Below are 22080 nucleotides of genomic sequence, written 5' to 3'. Positions count from 1 at the left end.
CCCGGTCCCGCCGGGAGCCAACAAGACGACGGGGAACCAAATCATGAAACATCTTCTGACACCGCGCGCGCTGTTGCTGGCCTCGGCGATTGCGCTTGCTCCGGCCGCCTATGCTGAAACGCCCGCCGATACGCTGGTCGTGGCTGCCGCCATTGACGACATCATCAGCCTTGATCCGGCGCAGACCTTTGAATTCTCGGGCAATGACGTCAACAACAACACCTATGACCGGCTGGTCGATTTCGATCCGCTGGATATGGACAAGGGCTTTCAACCCTCGCTGGCAGAAAGCTGGGAGGTGTCCGAGGATGGCCTGTCGATCACCTTCACCATCCGCGATGGCGTAACCTTCCACTCGGGCAATCCGGTGCGGGCCGAGGATGCGGCATGGTCGCTGCAACGCGTCGTCAAGCTGAACAAGACACCGGCCTTCATCCTGACGCAATTCGGCTTTACCCCCGAGAACGTCGAGGAAAAGATCACCTTTGACGGCAACAAGCTGACGCTGACGCTGGATCAGCCCTATGCGCCGACCTTCGTGCTGAACTGCCTGACCGCCGATGTCGCCAGCGTCATCGACAAGGAAACGGTGATGAGCCATGCCGAAGGCGATGATCTGGGCAATACCTGGCTGAACACCAATGAGGCCGGTTCGGGTGCCTTTACCCTGGCGGCGTGGCAACCCAATCAGGCGGTGCAACTGGCCGCCTATGAGGATTACTGGCAGGGTGCCCCGGCGATGAAACGCATCGTCGTGCGCAATGTCGCGGAATCCAGTGCGCAACGCCTGCTGCTGGAAAAAGGCGATATCGATGCGGCGCGCAACCTGACGCCCACCGATGTCGAATCCTTGTCCAGCACCGATGGCGTGAAAATTCAGGACGAGCCGCGCGGTCGGATTCTGTATATGGGTCTGAACCAGAAGGATGAGCTTCTGTCCAACCCCGCCGTGATCGAGGCGATGAAATATCTGGTCGATTACGAGGGCATCACCAACAGCTTCCTGAAGGGCATGTTCATGACCCATCAGTCCTTCCTGCCCAAGGGATATCTGGGTGCGCTGGAGGAACAGCCCTGGACCTATGATGTCGAAAAGGCCAAGCAGATCCTTGCAGATGCCGGGATCGAGGGCGGCACCATCACGACCAAGGTTCGTGATCTGCGCGAATATGTGGATGTGGCGCAGGCCTTGCAGGCATCGATGGCACAGGCCGGGCTGACGCTGAATATCGAACAGATGACCGGCGCGCAGGTGCTGGATGCCTATCGTGCTCGCGAAGTGCCCATCTTCCTTGGCGAATGGGGGCCGGATTATTCGGATCCCAACACCAATGCAGCGACCTTTGCCTATAATCCCGACAACAGCGACGAGGCCCGCGCGACCGGCCTGCTGGCATGGCGCAACGCCTATGCCGTGCCCGAGGAAATGAACGAGGCCACCGTTGCCGCGACTCTGGAACAGGATGGCGAGAAACGCGCCCAGATGTATATGGACATCCAGCGCCAGTATCAGGCCGAGGCCCCGATCGTGCCGCTGTTCCAGCGTATCGAGAATACCGGCCTGCAGGAAAACGTGCAGAACTGGAACTCGGGCGGAGCCGTGGCCTCGGTGATCTATCGTCAGGTTACCAAGGGCGAATAGGCTTTGGCACATACCGACTCAGGCGGGCGGGGCCAGACTCCGCCGCTTTCCTCTGCCGACCGGCGTGCCGCACGCGGCCGCCGTTTCCGCAGTATTGCCGGAACAGTGCTTTCTCTTGTGCTGACTTTGCTGGGGCTGCTGCTGGTCACCTTCATCATCGGGCGGGTCATGCCGATCGACCCGGTGCTGAAGGTGGTGGGCGACCGTGCCAGCCAGGCACAATACGACGCGGCCTATCAGGCGATGGGCCTGGACAAGCCGCTCTACATCCAGTTCATCGGATATATCGGCGATGTCCTTGGCGGAGATTTCGGACGCTCGATCTCGACGGGGCAGTTGGTGATCGATGACATCAAGCGCGTGTTTCCCGCGACATTGGAACTGGCCGCGCTAGGCACGCTGATAGGTGTCTGTGCCGGTGTGCCTCTTGGGGTGATCGCCGCCGCGCGTCGTGGCGGCATCATCGATCAGGTCGCCCGCGTCGTGGCACTGGTCGGATATTCCATGCCGATCTTCTGGCTGGGGCTGATGGGGCTGCTGTTGTTTTACGGCATCCTTGGCTGGGTTGGCGGACCGGGGCGTCAGGGCATCATCTATGACGGGATGCTGCCATCGGTGACCGGTCTGGTGCTTGTCGATTCCCTGCTGGCCCGAGACTGGGCCGCCTTCAAGGATGCCTTCAGCCATATCATTCTGCCCGCCAGCCTTCTTGGCTATTTCAGCCTGGCCTATATCAGCCGGATGACCCGCAGCTTCATGCTGGAACAGCTGAGCGCGGAATATATCACCACCGCCCGCGTCAAGGGCCTGTCGGAAACCGCGGTGATCTGGCGTCACGCCTTTCGCAATATTGCGATTCCGCTGGTTACGGTGATCGCGCTGTCCTTTGGTTCTCTGCTGGAAGGATCAGTGCTGACCGAGATCATCTTCAGCTGGCCCGGACTGGGACAATATATCACCAAATCCCTGCTGGCCGGAGATATGAATGCCGTTCTTGGGGGCACGGTGGTGGTGGGCACCTGCTTTATCGCCCTGAATCTTCTCAGCGATCTGCTCTATCGCGTTCTGGACCCGAGGTCGAAATGAATGAAGCCCGCCAGATGACCAGACGCCAATGGCTGCTGTCGGACGCCCCGCAAACGCGCAGGCAGGCCCGGCTCGGGGCGCTCTATCAGGGGTGGCTGACCTTTCGCGCCAACAAGCTGGCGATGCTGGGCCTGATCATCCTGATCATCCTGATCACCATGGCGCTATTCGCCCCATGGCTGGCACCGCAGGATCCCTATGCCCAGGATCTTGCCGGGCGCCTGCAGCCACCTTCGCGCGCGCATTGGCTTGGCACGGACGCATTGGGGCGCGATATCTTGTCGCGCCTGATCCACGGCTCGCGCATCACCCTGTTCATCGTCGGCACGGTGGCACTGATCGCACCCATCATCGGCCTGTTCATCGGCACCGTCGCGGGGTTTTCCGGCGGCTGGGTCGACCAGGTCCTGATGCGGATCACCGATATCTTTCTGGCCTTCCCCAAGCTGATCCTCGCGCTGGCCTTCGTGGCCGCGCTTGGTGCCAGCATCGGCAACGCCGTGCTGGCGCTGGCACTGACAGCATGGCCCCCCTATGCCCGCCTTGCCCGGGCCGAGACCCTGACCATCCGCAATGCCGATTACATCTCGGCCGCCCGCTTGCAGGGGGCTGGTCCCATGCGGCTGCTGATCCGCCATATCTGGCCGCTTTGCGTCAGTTCGCTGATCGTGCGGGTGGCCCTGGACATGGCCGGGATCATCCTTTCGGCAGCGGGGCTGGGCTTTCTGGGGCTGGGGGCGCAGCCGCCGATGCCTGAATGGGGGGCCATGATCTCGGACGGGCGCACATATATCCTCGATTTCTGGTGGGTGGCGGCCATGCCGGGGCTGGCCATCTTCATCGTCAGCCTTGCCTTCAACCTGCTGGGGGACGGGCTGCGCGATGTTCTTGATCCGAAAGGAGCCAGGGAATGACCGATCCCCTGCTGTCTGTTCGAAACCTGTGCGTGACATTCCCGACCCGCCAAGGGGTATTCGAGGCCGTGCGCGGGGTCAGCTTCGATCTTGGTCGCGAAAGGTTGGGCGTGGTGGGCGAATCCGGTTCGGGAAAATCCATGACGGGGCGCTCCCTTCTGGGTCTGGTCCGCCCGCCCGGACAGGTGCAGGCCGACCGGATGGAGTTTCACGGCCGCGCGATCCTCAATCTTCCCGAACGGCAGATGCGCAAGATCCGCGGCAGCCGTATCAGCATGGTGATGCAGGATCCGAAATTCAGCCTCAACCCGGTGATGAAGATCGGCAACCAGATCATGGAAGCCTATCGCCTGCATGCCGGCGGCGGCAAGGATGCGGCACGGCAAAAGGCGCTGGAAATGCTCGAGGCCGTGCAGATCCGCGATCCCGAACGCGTCATGGAGACCTACCCGCATGAGGTTTCAGGCGGCATGGGACAGCGTATCATGATCGCCATGATGCTGGCGCCGGACCCGGAAATCCTGATCGCCGATGAACCGACCTCGGCCCTTGACGTCTCGGTGCGCACCGAGGTGCTGAACATCATGGACAGGCTGGTGCGCGATCGCGGCATGGGGCTGATCTTCATCAGCCATGACCTCAATCTGGTCGCGCAGTTCTGCGACCGTGTGCTGATCATGTATGCGGGTCGTATCGTCGAAACCCTGGCGGCACAGGATCTGCATGAGGCCCGCCACCCCTATACGCGCGGTCTGCTGAACAGCCTGCCACGCCTTGACGCACCGGTGGATCGCCTGCCTGTCCTGACACGACAGGACAACTGGCGCGACGGTGACCCGCTGACGGATAGCCTTGAAACCGAATTTCCCGGAGGCTTGTGAGCCATGCCGCTTCTTCTTCGTGAAAATACCCCGATGACTCCGGTGCGCCCATGCTGAACGTCAGGGATCTCGACGTCTGGTTCGGCTTCCCGCCCGACCGGGTCGATGCCGTCAAACAGGCTTCCTTTGATGTCGCGCAGGGAGAAAGCTTCGGTCTCGTCGGGGAATCCGGATCGGGAAAATCCACGATCCTGCGCGCCATCGCCGGGCTGATCGACACGTGGTCCGGCCAGATCACCGTCGCGGGTCAGCAGGTCATCGGCCGCAGGCGCGACCGTGGCTTCTACAAAACCGTGCAGATGGTCTTTCAGGATCCTTATGCCAGCCTGCATCCGCGCCATTCTGTCGATTCTGTGCTCAGTGAGGCCCTGAAGCTGCAAGGCATGCAGGATATCGACCGGCGCATCGTGCAACTTCTGGACGATGTCGGGCTGGGGCGCGGTTTTCGCTTCCGCTATCCGCATCAACTGTCAGGCGGGCAGCGCCAGCGGGTGGCGATCGCGCGCGCTCTGGCGGCAGAGCCCCGGCTGCTTTTGCTGGATGAACCGACAAGCGCGCTGGACGTCAGCGTACAGGCCGAGATCCTCAATCTGCTGGCCGATCTGCGCGCCGAACATGATCTGACCTATGTGATGGTCAGCCATGACCTCGCGGTGGTGGCGCATATGTGCGACCGGCTGGCCGTCATGCAGCATGGCCGGATCGTCGAGATCATGTCGGGCGATGCCCTGCGTCGTGGCGAGGGCAAGCAGGATTATACCAGGCATCTGATCAAGGCCTCGGCGGGATATTCCCGGGCCTGACGCAAGGGGTGGTGCCAGGGCAAGGGTTGCGCCCAACGGTGTTATCGCTAGCTTGCGCGCCGGAACGCAAGGAATGGCAAAGATGAAAATGAAGCGCGTAAGGCTGGGTGGCAGCGATGTCGAGGTCAGCGAAATCTGCCTTGGAACGATGACCTTCGGCAATCAGACGGCCGAACCGGATGCCCATGCGCAGATGGACCGGGCTGTCGAAATTGGCCTGAGTTTTTTCGACTGCGCCGAGATGTATCCGGTCAACCCGGTCCGCAGGGAAACCTTTGGCGGGTCCGAAGAGGTCATTGGCCGCTGGCTGGCCAGGGGCGGGTCGCGCGACCGCGTGCAGATCGCCACCAAGATCACCGGGCCGACCCAGTTGATCCGTGATGGCGCGCCCTTTGATGGCAAGACGGTGCTGGACTGCATCGATAGGTCCCTGTCGCGGCTGCAAAGTGATTATATCGACCTGTATCAGCTGCATTGGCCGGTCCGGGGCTCCTATGCCTTCCGGCAGAACTGGACCTATGATCCCTCGGCGCAATCCCGGCAGGAAACGCTGGATCATATGGCCGATGTGCTGGAAGCCCTGAAAACGGCGCGCAAGGCGGGCAAGATCAGGGCCGCCGGTCTGTCGAATGAAAGCGCTTGGGGGCTGACCAAGTGGTGCGATGTAGCGACGGCGCTGGATGCGCCGCGCATGGCCGCGATCCAGAACGAATATTCGCTGCTCTATCGCGCCTATGACACCGATCTTGCCGAGGTGGCGGTCAACGAAGATGTCACCCTGCTGTCCTATTCGCCCCTGGCGGCGGGTATCCTGACCGGCAAATATGCCAATGGGAACATTCCTGACAAAAGCCGCGTGGCGGTGGATAAATCCGTGGGTGGCATGGGCAATCTGGGTGGTCGCCTGACCGCCCGGGCCCTGACTGCTGCCGATGCCTATGCCGATCTGGCCGGGCAGCATGGCTGGGATCCGGTGCATATGGCCATCGCCTGGCAGCTGACCCGTCCCTTCAAGGTCGTGCCGATCGTCGGAGCTACCGATACTGCCCAGTTGCAGCATCTGATTGACGGTTTCGGCAGGGAACTGCCGGATGAACTGCTTCGCGGCATCAACAAGCTGCACCGGCAACATCCCATGCCCTATTGATGTAATGCCCCCGCTGCCTATGTTTCTGATATGAAAGACAGGAAGCGGGGATATGACATGGCAGGTGATCCGTATGCGGCGTTGGGGCTGACGAAATCGGCCACCGACGCCGAGATCAAGAAAGCCTATCGAAAGATTGCCAAGGAAGACCACCCGGATCTCAACCCGGATCCGGCGGCGAACGAACGCTTCAAGGCTGCTGCCTCGGCCTATGACCTGTTGAAGGATCCCGAGCAGCGCCGCCGCTATGATGCGGGCGAAATCGACAGTCAGGGTCAGGAGAACCAGCAGCGGCGCTACTATCGCGAACATGCCGAGGCCGCCGGGAATCCCTATGCGCAAAGCTATGGATTCGAAGGCGATCCCGACCTGTCGGATGTCTTTGCCGATCTCTTCGGACGTCGTGGCGGTGCCGGTGCCGGATTCGGTGCGCGGGCGGGCGGCTATGACATGCGCGGGCAGGATTACCGCTTCAATCTTGAAATCGATTTCCTGACCGCGGCCAAGGGCGGCAAGACGCGCATCACCCTGCCCGAGGGTGGTACGCTGGAGGTGGCTATTCCCGAAGGCGTGCGCGACGGCCAGACGATCCGGCTGCGCGGCAAGGGCGGCAAGGGCATGGGCAAGGGCGCAGCCGGTGATGCCTATCTGACCGTCTCGGTGGCGCCGCATCCGCAGTTCGGGCGGGACGGAAACGACATCCTGGTGACCCTGCCGATCTCGATTGACGAGGCTGTGCTGGGCGGAAAGGTTCCCGTGCCCACGATCGACGGTCCGGTCAACCTGTCGATCCCGAAAGGGGCAACGACGGGGCAAAAACTGCGCCTGCGCGGTCGCGGGATCAAGGGCGGCGATCAGCATGTCGAACTGAAGATCGTCATGCCGCCCAAGATCGACGATGCGCTGGCCGAGTTCATGGCGAACTGGCGCAAGGACCACGCCTATGATCCGCGCAAGGGGGCATAGATATGACGCGCTACTGTTCCCAGACCGAAGTGGTCACACTGATCGATGATCTGACCGAGCCTCGCTTGCAGGTCTTTGTTCAGGAGCGCATCGTCAGCCCGGTGCAGACCGGCGATGGGCCGGCCTTTCGCGAGGCCGATGTCGCCCGGCTGCAATTGCTGTGCGATCTTTGTGAAGGCTATGAGTTGCAAAGCGACGCGATGCATCTCGTGATGTCGCTGATCGACCAGTTGAACACCGCTCGGGGGGACATGCGCGCGCTCATGCATGCGGTCGCGCAACAACCCGACGAGGTTCGTCAGCAGATTCATGAGATCGTGCATCGCATGCGCAGCTAGCGCGCGGCATAAGTCGGGAACGGGCGCGACGGTTGGTGCCGCCGCGCCCGATTGTTGTCAGGTCAGACCAGATCGAAACGATCGGCGTCCATCACTTTGGCCCATGCGCGGGCGAAATCGGCCATGAACTTGGACTGGTTGCCATCGCATGCATAGACCTCGGCCAGGGCCCGCAATTGCGAGTTCGAGCCAAAGACCAGATCGACACGGGTGCCGGTCCATTTGACCTCGCCCGTGGCGCGGTCGCGACCTTCGTACAGATCGGTGGCACCTTCGACGGCTTTCCATTCCGTGCCCATATCCACCAGATTGACAAAGAAATCATTGGTCAACTGTCCGGGGCGGTCGGTAAAGACACCATGGCTGCTTTGGCCGTGATTGTTGCCCAGCACCCGCAGCCCGCCGATCAGAACCGTCATCTCGGGCGCGGTCAGCGTCAGCAGTTGCGCGCGGTCGATCAGCAGCTTCTCGGTCGGGACGCTGTAATCGGCCTTCACATAGTTGCGGAACCCGTCGGCTTCCGGCTCAAGGAACTGCATCCCGTCGATATCGGTCTGTTCCTGGCTGGCATCCACGCGGCCCGGCGTGAAGGGCACCTCGATCGCGCCATTCGCGGCATGTTCGATTGCGGCACAACCGCCCAGCACGATCAGATCGGCCAGTGAAACCTGCTTGCCATCGGTCGCCGAGGCGTTGAACTCCGACTGCACCGCCTCAAGCTGTGCCAGAACCCGCGCCAGTTGCTCGGGCTGGTTGACGTCCCAATCCTTTTGCGGGGCCAGACGGATACGCGCACCATTCGCACCACCACGCTTGTCCGACCCGCGGAAGGTCGCGGCGCTGGCCCATGCGGTCTGCACCAGTTCTGCCACGCTCAGCCCGGTGGCCATGATCTGTGCCTTGAGGTTCTGAATGTCCTGCGCGTCGATCAGCGCATGGTCACGCCGGGGCAGCGGATCCTGCCAGAGCAGATCCTCTTCAGGGACATCGGGGCCCAGATAGCGCGATTTCGGTCCCATGTCGCGGTGGGTCAGCTTGAACCAGGCCCGCGCGAAAGCCTCTTTCAGCAATTCGGGGTTCTCGTGGAATCGCCGCGAGATCGGTTCATAGATCGGGTCCATGCGCATCGCCATGTCGGCGGTGGTCATGATCGTCTTGACCTTCCTGTTCGGATCATCCGCTGCGGGGGCCATGTGGTCCTCGCCAACGCCGACAGCCGTCCATTGATATGCGCCGGCGGGGCTTTTGGTCAGTTCCCAGTCATAGCCGAACAGCATGTCGAAATAGCCGTTGTCCCATTGCGTCGGATTGGGCGTCCATGCGCCTTCGATGCCCGAGGTGATCGTGTGAATGCCCTTGCCGCTTTCGTATTTGCTGAGCCAGCCAAGCCCCATCGCGGTGATGTCAGCGGCTTCGGGTTCAGGCCCCAGCAGGGCGGCATCCCCGGCGCCATGGCATTTCCCGAAGGTATGGCCGCCTGCGGTCAGGGCAACGGTTTCCTCGTCATTCATGCCCATACGGGCAAAGGTCTCGCGGATGTCACGGCCCGAGGCAACCGGGTCCGGCACGCCGTCAGGGCCTTCGGGGTTCACGTAGATCAGACCCATCTGGACAGCGGCAAGCGGGTTTTCCAGCGAGCGATCACCCGTATAACGGCTGCCCGGCTTGTCGCTGGTCGCCAGCCATTCTTCCTCGGCGCCCCAATAGATGTCCTCTTCGGGTTCCCAGATGTCTTCGCGACCGCCCCCAAAGCCGAATATCTTGCCACCCATCGATTCGATGGCGCAATTGCCGGCAAGGATGAACAGATCAGCCCATGACAGCGCATTGCCGTATTTCTTCTTGATCGGCCACAGCAGGCGGCGCGCCTTGTCCAGGTTGCCGTTGTCAGGCCAGCTGTTCAGCGGTGCAAATCGCTGCGATCCCGAGGAAGCCCCGCCGCGTCCATCGCCCGAGCGATAGGTTCCGGCACTGTGCCAGGCCATGCGGATGAAGAAGGGGCCGTAATGGCCATAATCGGCCGGCCACCAGTCCTGGCTGTCGGTCATCAGTGCGAACAGGTCCTGTTTGACTGCTTCCATATCCAGTTTCTGGAATTCCTTGCGATAGTCAAAGTCCTCTCCCATCGGATCGGACAGTGGCGTGTTCTGGTGCAGGATTTTCAGGTTCAGCTGGTTGGGCCACCAGTCGCGATTCGAACGCCCGTCAAAGCTGACGTGGCGTGCGCTGCCGTGCATCACCGGGCATTTGCCGGTGGGTACATCATTTCCGTCCATCTTCATCTCCCTAGCGGCGGTTGTGACGGGGCAGGTGTTGTCCCGATCGGATGAAATCACGCTAGCAGAGGAATGCGATAGGAATAAATTTTAGTTTCTGATCTCTACCATAACTATATCTGATGACGCGCGGCCCAATGCGGTGACGATGGGGCTGGCACCCTCTGCCGAAACCTTACGCAGGCAGTCGCAATGCCCATGCAGTTCCTGTTGCGCGTCATGCAGGTGCTGGTTCCCATGGATTTCCTGCGATAATCGGGCGATAACCGCGACATACCAACAAGGAGATCGTCATGACCCTCAGGACCACATTGACAGGCGCGCTGTTCGGGCTTGTCGCTTCGGGGTTGGCCGTGCCTGCGATGGCCGACCAATTGGCCGACATCAAGGCGGCGGGCAAGATCGTCACCGCGACCGACATGCATTACGCGCCCTTCGACATGCTGACCAACGGCACCTATGAGGGCATGACCAAGGATCTGTTCGACGAAGTCAGCAAGGAACTGGGCGTCGAGCCTGTCTATCAGGACATTCCCTGGCCGGCGGAACTGCCCGGTCTGGAGGTCGGCAAGTTCGACATCATCATCGCCCCGGTCACCATCACCCCCGAGCGGCAAGAGCGTTACACCTTCACGCCGCCGATTGCCGATGCCACGGTGTCGCTGGTCAAGGCTGCGGGAAATGACGACCTGCAGAAACCCGAGGATATTGCCGGCAAGACCATCGGCGTTCAGCAGGGCACCGCGCAGTTTCGTCAGCTTGAAGCCTTTGGCGAGACCCTGGGCGGGATCTCGATCAAGGAATATGGCACCACCGATGAAGCCTATGCCGATCTGGCGGTCGGTCGTCTGGACGCGGTTGCCGGTTCGTTGCCGAACCTGACCTATCTGGTGAAGAACCGTCCCGAGACCTTTGCGCTGTTCGAACCGGCCCAGTTCGGCGAACCGACCTATTTCGGTTGGGCGCTGCGCAAGGAAGAGGCCAGCGAGAGCTTTGCCAAGGCCATTGCGGATGCCATCGCCAAGATGACCGAGGATGGCCGGATCAAGGCGATTCAGGAAAAATGGCTGGGTGTCTATACCGAGCTGCCGCTGACCGTCCCGGCGCAGTGATTTTGGCGCGGGCAGGGGCTTGACCCTGCCCGCTGCTTCGATCAATCGGAATGCCGATGTTCAGTATCCCGACCTTCATTGACAGTTTCGGCCCGCTGGCCTGGGCGGCGCGATACACCTTGCTTGTATCGGGCCTTGGTATCGCGCTGGGGCTGGTGATCGGCGCGCTGGTCTGTGCGGCGGCGCTTTCGCCCAGCAAGGCGCTGCGCCGGGTGGCGGCCATCTGGGTCAGCTTTCTGCGCGGTGTCCCGCTCTTGGTGCAATTGCTGCTGATGTATTATCTGCTGCCGGTCGTCGGGATCAATGTTCCGGCCGTTGCCGCCGCGGTCATCAGCGTCGGCATATGCGCCAGCGCCTATATAAGCGAGATCTGGCGCGGGGCGATCTCGGCCCTGCCTCGCGGACAATCCGAGGCCGCCGTCGCGATCGGCATGTCTGCGCGCACGATCTGGGGGCGGATCATCCTGCCGCAGGCGGTGGTGATGTCGCTGCCCGCGCTGATCAATGAACTGATCCTGCTGGTCAAGGCCTCGTCCCTGGTCTCGGTCGTGGGGATTCTGGAAATCACCCGTGCCAGCCAGGCGCAGGCGGCGACGACATTCCGCCCGCTGGAGGTCTATCTGGCCGCAGCCTGCATCTATCTGGCCATCAATCTTTGCCTGGCGGGGATCGGGCGCTGGCTGGAACACAGGACGGCCGTCTGATGGATATGGATGTCTTGCAACAATATGCGCCGATGCTGTTGCGCGGCTTTGGCATCACCATCTTCTGCTGGCTGGTGGGCACCGTGCTTGGCATGGCCCTGGGCCTGCTGATCGCGCTGGCGCAGCGCTATGGCAGCAAACCGGTCCGCTGGCTGCTGCAGATCTACATCGAGATCATTCGCGGCACGCCCTTTCTGGTGCAGCTGTTCGTCCTCTATTATGGCGGTCCGCTGATTGGCCTGCGTCTGGACGCGCTGCCTGCCGGTCTGCTGGGGCTGACCATCTATGGCAGCCCCTATTTCGCCGAGATTTTCCGGTCGGGCTTCAATGCTGTGCCCATCGGCCAGATCGAGGCCGCACGCGCCATCGGCATGACCGAGCCGGTGATCATCCGGCGCCTGCTGTTGCCGCTGGGGCTGGTCTCGGCCCTGCCGGCATTGGTGAATTTCTCGATCATCCTGACCAAGGAAACCGTGATTCTGTCGATCATCACCGTGCCCGAGCTGATGTATCAGGTCAGCCGCATGTCGACCGAAACCTTCCGCTATCTTGAGGCCAATCTGGTGCTGGCGCTGTTCTTCTGGGGGTTGGTCGAGGCGATTTCGCGCCTGGGGCGCAGGGTGGAAACCCGCATCACGAAACATCTGATCGAAAGGGTCTGAGATGGTTCAGGCATCCGCTGTCGAGATCCGCAAGGTCAACAAGTTCTATGGCCCGTTTCAGGCGCTGAAGAATATTGATCTGACCATTCCGCCGGGCAAGGTGACCTGCCTGATCGGCCCCTCGGGTTCGGGGAAATCGACCCTGCTGCGCTGCATCAATTTTCTGGAACCCTATGACTCGGGCGAGATCCGCATTGATGGCCAGATGATTGGCTATGATGCCCCCGGCAAGCTGATGTCGGGTCGCAAGCTGCGGGAAATGCGCCGTTCGATCGGCATGGTGTTCCAGCAGTTCAACCTGTGGCCGCATATGACGGCCCAGCAGAACGTCGCCGAAGGGCTGGTCCGGGTGCGCGGTCTGCGCAAGGACGAGGCCGATGAACGCGCCGCCGAAGCCCTGCGCAAGGTGGGCATGGCTGACAAGATGGCCAATCATCCCGCCCGCCTGTCGGGCGGTCAGCAACAGCGCGTGGCCATTGCGCGGGCGATCGCCATGGAGCCGCAGCTGATGCTGTTTGACGAACCGACCAGCGCGCTGGATCCGGAACTGGTGGGCGAGGTGCTGAGCGTGATGAAAACGCTGGCGCAGGAGGGCATGACCATGGCCGTCGTCACCCATGAAATGGGCTTTGCGGCCCATGTCGCCGATCAGGTCGCCTTTCTGGAAAGCGGCGAACTGGTCGCGGTGGATACGCCTTCGACCCTTCTGCATCATCCGCAGGACCCGCGCATTCAGGGCTTTTTGCGCACCTATCACGAACGCAACGCCTTCTAGGCCTGCAGCGGGCGCGGATCCCGGCGGGTGCTGTCGCAATACTGGCATCAGGCCATGGCACTGCTTATCTATGGGAATATAGCGGGCGGGGGCCGGGATGACAGAGAGTGCGGACATGCTGATCGCGCGGCGCAAGGCCGTGGATGAATTCGTATCCCGCCGTTTCGGGCCCGGTGGTACCTTGCGGCTGCATCGCGCCGCGCTGGGGCTGGATTTGTTGCGTGCGCCGATCAATGTTGCCCTGTCGCCGGTGTTCCTGCTGACCCGTCTGGGCGCAGCCTTGTCCGGGCTGGTCCGGCTGAAGGCGCTGTCGCGCTGGCTGGGGGCGCGGCGGATCTTTCTGCCCTCGGATATCGGGCGGCAGATTGACGCGGATCTGATCTCTTTCCTGGACGAGATGCATCAACGCGGGCTGCTGGCGCAGGATGACCCGCAACTGATCCGCAAGGCGGTGGACGGCTATACCGAAACCCGCAATGCCGTCGCAGAGATCACCACCTCGACCATTGTTCTGGCCCTGGGCAGCTTTGCCTTTCACAGGCCCACGCCGGGGGTAATATCCCTGGCGGGCCCGATTGCCGAGCTTCGCGCGCGCTCCCGCGCCATCGAGGAATTTGCCCTTGGTTCGGGTCTGGGAAGGATCTGGCAAGGCCTGTTTCCAGCCGAGCCATCTGCCGCCCAGATTCTTGCGACCGGGGTGGCTCTGGCGGTAGCGGCCTCGGTCATCACGACATTCGCGGGACTGCTGGCCGATCCGGTGCAGACATGGCTGGGCACGCATCGGCGGCGATTGATGCGGATGCTGGACCGGCTGGACAAGCAGGCAGATATCCCGGCGCTGGAGCGCGAACATCTGCTGGCCCGTGCCGGAGATCTGCTGGATGCCTTGCTGGTCACCTGGCGCAGCCTGCGCTGACCGTGGCACCCGAACAGATCATGGCGATCAGGACTGCGGCCGCCCGCGTTTCCCGCCGCGCCGTTTCTTCAGCAGCGGTTTGCGCTCTGGCAGTTGCGCCATGATCTGCTGGCGCGCGTCAGGGGACAGGGATGCCCAGTTGGCAATCTCTTCAAGGCTGCGCAGGCAGCCCACGCACAGACCTTCATGCGGATGAATGACGCAGATATTCACGCAGGGGCTTTGCGGTTCGTCCCGCGACCAGATTGGCTCGGCAGTGTTCATGCGAAGCATTCCTAAAAGGCGGTACGACGATGCGCAAGAATCATGATCGGGCGGGGTTTCAGGCCAGGTGGCGCAACCGGTCCAGTGCGCCCTGCAGGATGTAACCGGCGGCGACCTGATCGATCACCTCGGCCCGTCTGCGCCGCGAGGTATCTGCCTCAAGCAAGGCGCGTTCGGCGGCGACCGTCGACAGGCGCTCATCCCAGAACGAGATCGGCAGCGCGGTCAGCCCCGACAGGTTGCGCGCGAAGGCACGGGTCGATTGCGCACGTGGCCCTTCGCTGCCGTCCATGTTGCGCGGCAGCCCCAGCACGATACCAGCCAGATTTCGTTCGGCGACAATCTTCAGCAACTCGGCGGCGTCCAGCGTGAACTTCTTGCGCCGGATCACGGTGATTGGCGAGGCGACCTGACGCATATTGTCGCTGATCGCGACGCCGATGGTCTTGGTCCCCAGGTCCAGCCCGGCCACGGCACCGAAGTCGGGCAGTTCGGTCGCAAAGCTTACAAGGTCTTCATGGATCATTCGATCAGTCCTGCATTCTGCGCGGCGGCGCGTATGGGGGCGAGCGCCTCGGCCGAGGCCGCGAAACGCAGCTGGGCTTCGCCCCAGATGTCGCGTGCATGGTCCTGTTGCCCCAGAATCACCAGCGAGGAAATCAGCCGCGCCCATTCCTCGGGCGTTCCGCCTTCTTCGGCCAGCCGGGTTTCAAGCTGGCTTACCATGCCCTGGATCATCTCCTGACGCTCGGCTGGGGTCATGTCCTGCGCGGCGGCGACACTGTCCTGATCGGGGCCGGGCAGGGCGGGCATGGCGCTGGCCGCGCGTGGTGGCACATAGTCGGGATGTCCGGCCAGCCATGCCAGGTCCAGGATGCTGTTGCGGATCGGAGCGATCCATGGCGCGTCATCAGGGCCTTGTTCCAGCAGTTCGCGCCAGATCGGGAAGGCGCGGTCGGGACGTCCGTTCTGCAATTGCAGAAGGCCCAGCAGATAGCGGGACTGAGGCTGGCGCGGGTTCTTTTGCAGTGCGCGGGCCAGAACCTCTTCGCCCTCGGGGGTGATCAGGCCACCCGCCGCTTCCATCATCAGCGCGGCCAGTTGCATCAACTCCTGCGCGCTGGCCTCGTTGCCGCGCAGGGCGACCAGTCGCTGCTGGGCCTCGCGCGCGGCGATGATATTGCCCAGCCGCATTTCGCTGTTGGCCAGGAGCGTCAGCCCCTGCGGGTCTTCCGGGTTCTTGGCCACGGCCTCACGCAGCCGTTCGACCAGCGCAAGATATTCGGCATCTGCTTGGGGCTGCTGCGGACGGGCGGGGGCCTCTGCCTCGGCAGTGGTTTGGTCCGGGCGGTCTTCATAGGCGCTCTGGGCCATGGCGATGCGCTTGCCGATGGGCAGATCGGGCATGCCCGGTGCGCCCTCGCGCATGTAGAGGGCGACGGCACCGCCGAAGAACACCGCGATTGCCAACATTGCCGCAATGGCCGCGCCGCCGCGACGAATCGCGGGCGCGGTCGTCATCCTGCGATCGGCGTCCAGAATCTTGCGGCCGATCTCGACCCGCAGGCGTTCGGCATCATCCTGCTGGATCACCCCACGTTCCAGATCGCGTTCAACCTCGCGCATCTGGTCGCGATAGACCTGCATGTCGAATGAGGCGGCAGGCACGGTCGCATCGGCATTGCCGCGCTGACGCCAGACGGGGGCAAGGATCGCCACAGCCACAATCACCAGCAGCGCAAGGCAGATAATCCAGAACATCGCATTCCTCCAGTTGCCCCACCTGTAATCTGCTTCGCGCCGCTCTGAAAGCGGTGCCTTGCCGCAGCCCGGCGGGTTTGCGCGTGTCCGGGGGCTGTTCACGGCTTTGTCATGGGCGACACGGGGGCGGCACGGGACGAAGGCAATCATGATCCCTCCGGGGGCAGTTGGTGGCAATCAAACGCGTCGATGTCGCATTTTGATTTGATGTGCCGCATCATGTCTTGAGCCGTGCCGAAGCTGCGGCCATTGTAGCTGGTGATTCAGCCAGGGGGATTGTCCATGCCGACTGCGCCGCGCTCAGGCCGCTATTCCGTTTTCGCCATTGCGCGCGAGGCGTTGCGTCAACATCAGGGGTGGAACCGCGCCTGGGCCAACCCTCAGCCCCGCGACCGCTACAAGGTGGTGATCGTGGGGGCTGGCGGACATGGTCTGGCCACCGCCTATTATCTGGGCAAGAACTTCGGCATCACCGATGTCGCGGTGATCGAGAAGGGCTGGCTGGGCGGTGGCAACACCGGACGCAACACCACGATCATCCGCTCTAACTATCTGCAGGATCCCTCGGCGGCGATCTATGACAAGGCGCTGAAACTGTATGAAAACCTGTCTCAGGAGCTGAACTATAACGTCATGTTCAGTCCGCGCGGGGTGATCATGCTGGCCCAGACCGAACATGAGGTCCGCGGCTACAAGCGCACGGTCTATGCCAACAACCTGCAGGGCGTCAGCACCGAATGGATCGAGCCAGCGCGCGTCAAGGAACTGGTGCCGATCATCAATCTTGACGGGCCGCGCTATCCGGTTCTGGGCGGGTTGTATCAGGCCCGTGGGGGCACGGCGCGCCATGATGCGGTGGCCTGGGGCTATGCGCGGGCGTGTTCGGACATGGGCATGCATATCATCCAGAACTGCGAGGTGACCGGGGTCGAGACCGAAGGCGGCCAGGTGCGAGCGATCAATACCTCCAAGGGGCGGATCGGTTGTGAGAAACTGGCCATGGTCGTGGCCGGTCATTCCAGCCAGTTGGCGGAAATGGCGGGCTTCCGGCTGCCGATCGAAAGCGTCGCGCTGCAGGCGCTGGTCAGCGAGCCGGTGAAGCCCTGCATGGATGTGGTGGTCATGGCCAACACCGTGCATGGCTATCTGTCGCAATCGGACAAGGGCGAGATGGTCATCGGTGGCGGCACCGACGGTTTCAACAATTTCACCCAGCGCGGCAGCTGGCACCATGTCGAGGAAACCGTTCGCGCGCTTGTCGAGACCTTCCCGATGATTTCCCGCCTCAAGATGCTGCGGCAATGGGGCGGTATCGTGGATATGACCGGGGACCGTTCGCCGATCCTGTCCACGACCCCGGTGAAGAACATTTTCGTCAACTGCGGCTGGGGCACCGGCGGCTTCAAGGCGATTCCCGGCTCGGGCTGGGCGATGGCCGAACTGGTGGCGAATGGCCAGCCCGGCCCGCTGGCCGCCGATTTCGGTCTGAACCGGTTCCGCGAAGGGCGCTTCATCGACGAATCGGTGGCCGCCGGCGTGGCCCATTAGGCGGAGTGTCGCGTATGCCAGATATCGCCGGAAACCCTTTGCGGTCGGAAGGATTGGGTTTGCATCACCCCTCTGACCGAAAGGATGTCCCATGGCCGAAGGCAAGAACAACGGAATGTATTTCATCGTCGGGGCGGTCGTCGTCGTTGCGGCGCTGCTGTTCTTCTTCATGGCGGCCGACCAGGGCGAGATGTCGCCTGACGGTGGCGCGCCTGTCGCCGAAAGCACAGCACCCGAACCACCGGTCACGCCCGAAGGGAACTGATCGCCCTGACCGAGCACCTGCGGCCTGTCGCAGGCCGTCAGCGAGCCTGTCTCCGGGGGCATCTGGTCCCCGGTCTTTTCATGTCCGCATGACCACCGAATTTCTTTCTCAACCGCGCAAGGATCATTGAATGCTGGCCCTGACCTGTCCCTGTTGCGGCATCACTGCCGAAGAGTCCGAGTTCCACCCCGGAGGCGAGGCGCATCTGAAGCGCGTCGGGCCGGGTGGCGCGGATGAAGAATTCGAAGCCTATCTTTTCGCGCGCAAGAACCCCAAGGGCGTCCATCTGGAACGTTGGCGCCATTCCTATGGTTGTGGAAAATGGTTCCATGTCGCGCGGGACACCGCGACGCTGCAGGTCTTCGGCTCATATCCCGCCCAGACCCATGAGCCGCCAGAAGCCATCGTGACAACCATCCGCCAGACCTATCCTGACTGGACCTTTGATCGGAACGCTGCCGAATGAAACACACGCCTCCTTTCCGCCTGCCCAAGGGTGGCCGCCTGATCGATCGCGCGTTTCAGATTCCCTTCCAGTTCGACGGACGGTCGTTGCGCGGCCTGCAAGGGGACACGCTGGCCTCGGCATTGCTGTCCAACGGCCAGATGATGATGGGCCGGTCGTTCAAATATCACCGCCCGCGCGGCCCTGTCGCCAGTGGTGCCGAGGAACCCAACGCCCTGTTCGGGCTGGGGCAGGGCGGACGGTTCGAACCCAACCAGCGGGCTACCACGACCTCGCTGGTGCCGGGAATGACCCTGCGCAGCCAGAATTGCTGGCCTTCGCTGGACGCTGATATCGGCGCTGTGAACAACTGGCTGTCGCCCCTGCTGCCGGCGGGCTTCTATTACAAGACCTTCATTCATCCGCGGCCCTTCTGGAAACATGTGTTCGAACCGATCATCCGCCACAGCGCGGGGCTGGGCGCGGCACCGACCGATCCCGATCCCGATCTCTACGAACAGGCCTATGGTCATGCCGATCTGGTCGTCGTGGGTGGCGGAATCGCGGGCCTCGAGGCTGCCAGAGCGGCAGCAGACAAGGGGCAGCAGGTCATCGTGCTGGAACAGAACCCCGTCTGGGGTGGGCGTACGCCGGTCGATCACCATGACGGTCAGGCCCTGATCGATGAATTGCTGGCCGATCTCCAAGCGCGTGACAATGTCACCCTGCGCCGCAACACCATGGCGACCGGGCTCTACGATCACGGCTATCTGCTGGCGCGCGAGGCACTGGCCGATCACGATCCTGACCAGGGCATTCCACGCCAGCGTCTGTGGCGGATCCGCACGGCACATGTTGTCGTGGCGACCGGGGCGCTGGAACGGCCGATCAGCTTTGCCTGCAACGATGTGCCCGGTGTGATGCTGGCCTCGGCCGTGCGGGACTTCATCACTGATTACGGCGTGGCGCCGGGCCAGCGTATCGTGGTGGTCACCAACAATGACGACGCCTATCGGACCGCGTTGACAGCGCAGGCTGCGGGACTGGATGTTGCCGCCATTGTCGATGCCCGCTTCGCCGCCGATGGTGATCTGCCACAGGCCGCCCGGGCGCAGAATATCCCGGTTCTGACCGGCACCGCCATTGCCAAGGTCAAGGGCAGCCGCCATGTCGAGGGCGTGGTGCTGTGCGATCAGTCCGGGGCAGGCAAGCCGACCGGCGCGATAGATTGCGATGTTGTTGCCATGTCGGGCGGCTGGTCTCCGGTTGTCCATCTGTGGAGCCATTGCGGCGGCAAGCTGATCTGGGATGAGGCGCAGGCGATGTTCCGGCCCAATCCTGAACGTCCGCCTCTGGGCGCGAATGGCCAGGGCAATGCCAGCGCGGTCGGGGCCGCGAATGGCGACCTGCGCTGCGCAGGCACGCTGGAACGGCGTGAAGGCCCGACGATGCCCGTCTGGTGCATGCCGCAAGAGGCTCCCTACAAGCTGCGCGCCAAGATGTGGCTGGATTACCAGAATGATGTGAAGGTCAGCGACGTCGAACTGGCCGCCCGTGAAGGCTATGCCAGCGTCGAACATACCAAGCGCTATACGACACTGGGGATGGCGACGGATCAGGGCAAGGTCAGCAATATCAACGGGCTTGCGGTTCTGTCCAAGGCGCTCGGGCAGAAAATTCCCGCGACCGGCACCACGACCTTCCGCCCGCCCTATACGCCGCTGACCCTTGCCACGATTGCAGGTGATGCGCGGGGCGAGGCGTTCCAGCCTCTGCGCAAGACCCCGATGCATGACTGGCATGAGGGACATGGTGCCTCATGGGAGCCCGTAGGTCAGTGGCGTCGGCCCTATTGCTATCCCGCAGCGGGCGAGGATCGCCATGCTGCCGTTCAGCGCGAAATTCTGGCGGTTCGTCGCAGCGTGGGAACGCTGGACGCCTCGACCCTTGGCAAGATCATCGTCAAGGGGCCGGATGCCGGGCGTTTCATGGACATGATGTATACCAACATGATGTCCAGTCTGCCGGTCGGGCGCTGCCGCTATGGGCTGATGTGCAATGAAAACGGCTTCCTGATGGATGATGGTGTCGTTGCGCGCCTGTCCGAGGACACATGGTTGTGTCACACCACCACTGGTGGCGCTGAACATATCCACGCGCATATGGAAGACTGGCTGCAATGCGAATGGTGGGACTGGCAGGTCTATACCGCCAATGTCACCGAGCAATGGGCGCAGATCGCCGTTGCCGGACCGAAATCGCGCGAACTGCTGATGCGGCTGGCGGATGACGGTTTTGATCTCTCGCAAGAGGCGCTGCGCTTCATGTCATGGGCGTCGGGCCAGATTGCCGGCATTCCGGCGCGCGTCTATCGGATCAGTTTCTCGGGCGAGCTCAGCTATGAAATCTCGGTTCCGGCCGGGCGCGGGCTGGAGTTGTGGGAAAAGCTGCATGAGGTCGGACGCGATCTGGGCGTGACGCCCTATGGCACCGAGGCCATGCATGTGATGCGTGCCGAAAAAGGCTTCATCATGATCGGCGACGAGACCGACGGCACGATCATCCCGCAGGACCTGGGGCTTGGCTGGGCGATCTCGAAGAAAAAGTCGGATTATATCGGCAAACGGGCGCAGGCGCGCAGCCATATGACCGACCGCTCGCGTTGGCAGCTGGTCGGTCTGGAAAGTCTGGACGGGCGTGTGATTCCCGATGGTGCCTATGCCGTGGATGAGGGCGTAAACGCCAATGGGCAGCGCAAGATGCAGGGCCGCGTGACCTCCAGCTATCACTCGCCGACGCTGGACCGGCCGATCGCCATGGCACTGGTGCGCCACGGACCCGAACGCATGGGGCAGGTGCTGGAATTCCCATTGCCCTCGGGCGAGGTGTTGAAAGGGCGGATCGTCGATCCGGTCTTCTATGACAAGGAAGGGAGCCGTCTGAATGGCTGAGGCTTTGGCAACCGTCAGCCGTGTTGACGGCATTGGCATGATTTCGCTGCGCGCAGACCCGGAACAGGCGGGCCCGGTCCTGTCTGATGTCATGGGATTTGCCGCCCCTGAAGCGCGACAGATCACCGGAAGCGGAGATCGCCGGATCGGCTGGATGTCCCCGGACGAGTTCCTCTGCCTGATGCCCAGGGGAGAGGTTGCACAGGTGCTGCAGGCTCTGGAGCAGGGGCTGTCACAACAGCATGCGCTGGCCGTCGACATGTCGGATGCGCGGGTCATCTATGATGTCACCGGTCCCAATGCCGATGACGTTCTGGCCAAGCTGAGCCCGGCCAATCTGGGTGCATTGGGGCCGCATGAACTGCGCCGCAGCCGGGCGGCACAGACGGCGGCGGCATTCTGGCGGATTGACGGCGGTTTCCGGATCATCGGCTTCCGTTCCTCTGCCGACTATCTGGGTCTGCTCTTGAAAAACGCAGCCTTGCCGGGCAGTTATCTGGCGCCGCGATGACCTGCCCAGGGCGCATCAGCGGTTGCGGGGATGTCCCTGATGGGTGCCTCGGAACCGCTCTGCCCCCCTTGCGTTGAACCGGCGAATGCGGGACTGTGCGCCCGGATATACAG

22 protein-coding genes are annotated in these 22080 nt (G+C 62.5%); 18 read left to right on the top strand and 4 right to left on the bottom strand.

The window, feature by feature from the left end:
• Positions 1-43: 43 nt before the first annotated feature.
• The 8 genes from JHW44_RS11550 to JHW44_RS11515 all read left to right on the top strand — a co-directional run bounded on the left by JHW44_RS11550 (position 44) and on the right by JHW44_RS11515 (position 7777).
• Complete coding sequence (locus JHW44_RS11550) at positions 44-1642, top strand: ABC transporter substrate-binding protein (RefSeq protein WP_089342752.1); 1599 nt, start codon at positions 44-46, stop codon at positions 1640-1642.
• Positions 1643-1735: 93 nt separating this feature from the next.
• Positions 1736-2728 carry an ABC transporter permease gene (locus JHW44_RS11545; protein WP_179217619.1) on the top strand — a complete coding sequence of 331 codons (993 nt, stop codon included), beginning with the start codon at positions 1736-1738 and terminating at the stop codon, positions 2726-2728.
• Positions 2729-2742: 14 nt separating this feature from the next.
• The gene (gene nikC / locus JHW44_RS11540; RefSeq protein ID WP_245846740.1) at positions 2743-3642 is read left to right on the top strand and encodes a nickel transporter permease; all 900 of its coding nucleotides are present in this window, start codon (positions 2743-2745) and stop codon (positions 3640-3642) included.
• Positions 3639-4523, top strand: a complete 885-nt coding sequence (locus JHW44_RS11535; protein ID WP_089342755.1) for an ABC transporter ATP-binding protein — start codon at positions 3639-3641, stop codon at positions 4521-4523. The genes nikC and JHW44_RS11535 overlap by 4 nt, the downstream gene beginning before the upstream one ends.
• 50 nt (positions 4524-4573) lie before the next feature.
• Positions 4574-5326: an ABC transporter ATP-binding protein gene (locus JHW44_RS11530; RefSeq protein ID WP_089342756.1), complete on the top strand. Its 753-nt coding sequence runs from the start codon at positions 4574-4576 to the stop codon at positions 5324-5326.
• An 88-nt stretch (positions 5327-5414) separates the two neighbouring features.
• Positions 5415-6473, top strand: a complete 1059-nt coding sequence (locus JHW44_RS11525; protein ID WP_089342878.1) for an aldo/keto reductase — start codon at positions 5415-5417, stop codon at positions 6471-6473.
• A gap of 57 nt (positions 6474-6530) precedes the next feature.
• A complete protein-coding gene (locus JHW44_RS11520) occupies positions 6531-7439 on the top strand; it encodes a DnaJ C-terminal domain-containing protein (RefSeq protein ID WP_089342757.1) in 909 nt (302 codons plus the stop codon).
• A 2-nt stretch (positions 7440-7441) separates the two neighbouring features.
• Entirely contained in the window at positions 7442-7777 is a 336-nt protein-coding gene (locus JHW44_RS11515; protein ID WP_089342758.1) for a hypothetical protein, read from the top strand.
• Positions 7778-7839: 62 nt separating this feature from the next.
• Here JHW44_RS11515 and katG read toward each other — a convergent pair whose 3' ends face one another.
• Positions 7840-10053, bottom strand: a complete 2214-nt coding sequence (gene katG / locus JHW44_RS11510) for a catalase/peroxidase HPI (protein ID WP_089342759.1) — start codon at positions 10051-10053, stop codon at positions 7840-7842.
• A gap of 293 nt (positions 10054-10346) precedes the next feature.
• Here katG and JHW44_RS11505 point away from each other — a divergent pair, with 293 nt between their 5' ends.
• The 5 genes from JHW44_RS11505 to JHW44_RS11485 all read left to right on the top strand — a co-directional run bounded on the left by JHW44_RS11505 (position 10347) and on the right by JHW44_RS11485 (position 14222).
• Positions 10347-11165, top strand: a complete 819-nt coding sequence (locus JHW44_RS11505) for a transporter substrate-binding domain-containing protein (protein WP_089342760.1) — start codon at positions 10347-10349, stop codon at positions 11163-11165.
• Positions 11166-11221: 56 nt separating this feature from the next.
• A complete protein-coding gene (locus JHW44_RS11500) occupies positions 11222-11869 on the top strand; it encodes an amino acid ABC transporter permease (protein ID WP_089342879.1) in 648 nt (215 codons plus the stop codon).
• Positions 11869-12531, top strand: a complete 663-nt coding sequence (locus tag JHW44_RS11495; protein ID WP_089342761.1) for an amino acid ABC transporter permease — start codon at positions 11869-11871, stop codon at positions 12529-12531. The genes JHW44_RS11500 and JHW44_RS11495 overlap by 1 nt, the downstream gene beginning before the upstream one ends.
• Position 12532: 1 nt before the next feature.
• Positions 12533-13306 carry an amino acid ABC transporter ATP-binding protein gene (locus JHW44_RS11490; protein WP_089342762.1) on the top strand — a complete coding sequence of 258 codons (774 nt, stop codon included), beginning with the start codon at positions 12533-12535 and terminating at the stop codon, positions 13304-13306.
• Positions 13307-13403: 97 nt separating this feature from the next.
• Positions 13404-14222: a DUF6635 family protein gene (locus JHW44_RS11485; RefSeq protein ID WP_089342763.1), complete on the top strand. Its 819-nt coding sequence runs from the start codon at positions 13404-13406 to the stop codon at positions 14220-14222.
• Between the two features lie 27 nt (positions 14223-14249).
• Here JHW44_RS11485 and JHW44_RS11480 read toward each other — a convergent pair whose 3' ends face one another.
• From JHW44_RS11480 to ccmI, 3 genes are read right to left on the bottom strand one after another with little or no spacing between them, the layout of a single operon-like run.
• Complete coding sequence (locus tag JHW44_RS11480) at positions 14250-14486, bottom strand: DUF1289 domain-containing protein (RefSeq protein WP_089342880.1); 237 nt, start codon at positions 14484-14486, stop codon at positions 14250-14252.
• Between the two features lie 58 nt (positions 14487-14544).
• Positions 14545-15012, bottom strand: coding sequence for a Holliday junction resolvase RuvX (gene ruvX / locus JHW44_RS11475; RefSeq protein ID WP_089342764.1), 468 nt, complete (start codon positions 15010-15012; stop codon positions 14545-14547).
• Positions 15009-16247: a c-type cytochrome biogenesis protein CcmI gene (ccmI, locus tag JHW44_RS11470; protein ID WP_089342765.1), complete on the bottom strand. Its 1239-nt coding sequence runs from the start codon at positions 16245-16247 to the stop codon at positions 15009-15011. Before ccmI ends, ruvX begins: the two co-directional genes overlap by 4 nt.
• 282 nt (positions 16248-16529) lie before the next feature.
• Between ccmI and JHW44_RS11465 the strand changes: the two genes are divergently transcribed.
• From JHW44_RS11465 to JHW44_RS11445, 5 genes are all read left to right on the top strand, one after another.
• Positions 16530-17795 carry a sarcosine oxidase subunit beta family protein gene (locus JHW44_RS11465; RefSeq protein WP_089342766.1) on the top strand — a complete coding sequence of 422 codons (1266 nt, stop codon included), beginning with the start codon at positions 16530-16532 and terminating at the stop codon, positions 17793-17795.
• A 91-nt stretch (positions 17796-17886) separates the two neighbouring features.
• Positions 17887-18060, top strand: coding sequence for a hypothetical protein (locus tag JHW44_RS11460; RefSeq protein ID WP_179217609.1), 174 nt, complete (start codon positions 17887-17889; stop codon positions 18058-18060).
• A gap of 130 nt (positions 18061-18190) precedes the next feature.
• Positions 18191-18526, top strand: a complete 336-nt coding sequence (locus tag JHW44_RS11455) for a sarcosine oxidase subunit delta (RefSeq protein ID WP_089342767.1) — start codon at positions 18191-18193, stop codon at positions 18524-18526.
• The gene (locus tag JHW44_RS11450) at positions 18523-21456 is read left to right on the top strand and encodes a sarcosine oxidase subunit alpha family protein (protein WP_089342768.1); all 2934 of its coding nucleotides are present in this window, start codon (positions 18523-18525) and stop codon (positions 21454-21456) included. Before JHW44_RS11455 ends, JHW44_RS11450 begins: the two co-directional genes overlap by 4 nt.
• Positions 21449-21967, top strand: coding sequence for a sarcosine oxidase subunit gamma (locus JHW44_RS11445; RefSeq protein ID WP_089342769.1), 519 nt, complete (start codon positions 21449-21451; stop codon positions 21965-21967). Before JHW44_RS11450 ends, JHW44_RS11445 begins: the two co-directional genes overlap by 8 nt.
• Positions 21968-22080 lie beyond the last annotated feature (113 nt).

Source organism: Paracoccus seriniphilus, assembly GCF_028553745.1.
Lineage (GTDB): Bacteria > Pseudomonadota > Alphaproteobacteria > Rhodobacterales > Rhodobacteraceae > Paracoccus > Paracoccus seriniphilus.
This window is presented reverse-complemented; position numbering and strand designations above follow the sequence as displayed.

What these genes read in the sequence shown, in the direction of transcription:
- JHW44_RS11550 (WP_089342752.1), top strand. Translation starts at nt 44, where the DNA reads ATGAAACATCTTCTGACACCGCGCGCGCTGTTGCTGGCCTCGGCGATT.
- nikC (WP_245846740.1), top strand. Translation starts at nt 2,743, where the DNA reads ATGACCAGACGCCAATGGCTGCTGTCGGACGCCCCGCAAACGCGCAGG.
- JHW44_RS11535 (WP_089342755.1), top strand. Translation starts at nt 3,639, where the DNA reads ATGACCGATCCCCTGCTGTCTGTTCGAAACCTGTGCGTGACATTCCCG.
- JHW44_RS11530 (WP_089342756.1), top strand. Translation starts at nt 4,574, where the DNA reads ATGCTGAACGTCAGGGATCTCGACGTCTGGTTCGGCTTCCCGCCCGAC.
- JHW44_RS11525 (WP_089342878.1), top strand. Translation starts at nt 5,415, where the DNA reads ATGAAGCGCGTAAGGCTGGGTGGCAGCGATGTCGAGGTCAGCGAAATC.
- JHW44_RS11520 (WP_089342757.1), top strand. Translation starts at nt 6,531, where the DNA reads ATGGCAGGTGATCCGTATGCGGCGTTGGGGCTGACGAAATCGGCCACC.
- JHW44_RS11515 (WP_089342758.1), top strand. Translation starts at nt 7,442, where the DNA reads ATGACGCGCTACTGTTCCCAGACCGAAGTGGTCACACTGATCGATGAT.
- katG (WP_089342759.1), bottom strand. Translation starts at nt 10,053, where the DNA reads ATGGACGGAAATGATGTACCCACCGGCAAATGCCCGGTGATGCACGGC.
- JHW44_RS11505 (WP_089342760.1), top strand. Translation starts at nt 10,347, where the DNA reads ATGACCCTCAGGACCACATTGACAGGCGCGCTGTTCGGGCTTGTCGCT.
- JHW44_RS11500 (WP_089342879.1), top strand. Translation starts at nt 11,222, where the DNA reads ATGTTCAGTATCCCGACCTTCATTGACAGTTTCGGCCCGCTGGCCTGG.
- JHW44_RS11495 (WP_089342761.1), top strand. Translation starts at nt 11,869, where the DNA reads ATGGATATGGATGTCTTGCAACAATATGCGCCGATGCTGTTGCGCGGC.
- JHW44_RS11490 (WP_089342762.1), top strand. Translation starts at nt 12,533, where the DNA reads ATGGTTCAGGCATCCGCTGTCGAGATCCGCAAGGTCAACAAGTTCTAT.
- JHW44_RS11485 (WP_089342763.1), top strand. Translation starts at nt 13,404, where the DNA reads ATGACAGAGAGTGCGGACATGCTGATCGCGCGGCGCAAGGCCGTGGAT.
- JHW44_RS11480 (WP_089342880.1), bottom strand. Translation starts at nt 14,486, where the DNA reads ATGAACACTGCCGAGCCAATCTGGTCGCGGGACGAACCGCAAAGCCCC.
- ruvX (WP_089342764.1), bottom strand. Translation starts at nt 15,012, where the DNA reads ATGATCCATGAAGACCTTGTAAGCTTTGCGACCGAACTGCCCGACTTC.
- ccmI (WP_089342765.1), bottom strand. Translation starts at nt 16,247, where the DNA reads ATGTTCTGGATTATCTGCCTTGCGCTGCTGGTGATTGTGGCTGTGGCG.
- JHW44_RS11465 (WP_089342766.1), top strand. Translation starts at nt 16,530, where the DNA reads ATGCCGACTGCGCCGCGCTCAGGCCGCTATTCCGTTTTCGCCATTGCG.
- JHW44_RS11460 (WP_179217609.1), top strand. Translation starts at nt 17,887, where the DNA reads ATGGCCGAAGGCAAGAACAACGGAATGTATTTCATCGTCGGGGCGGTC.
- JHW44_RS11455 (WP_089342767.1), top strand. Translation starts at nt 18,191, where the DNA reads ATGCTGGCCCTGACCTGTCCCTGTTGCGGCATCACTGCCGAAGAGTCC.
- JHW44_RS11450 (WP_089342768.1), top strand. Translation starts at nt 18,523, where the DNA reads ATGAAACACACGCCTCCTTTCCGCCTGCCCAAGGGTGGCCGCCTGATC.
- JHW44_RS11445 (WP_089342769.1), top strand. Translation starts at nt 21,449, where the DNA reads ATGGCTGAGGCTTTGGCAACCGTCAGCCGTGTTGACGGCATTGGCATG.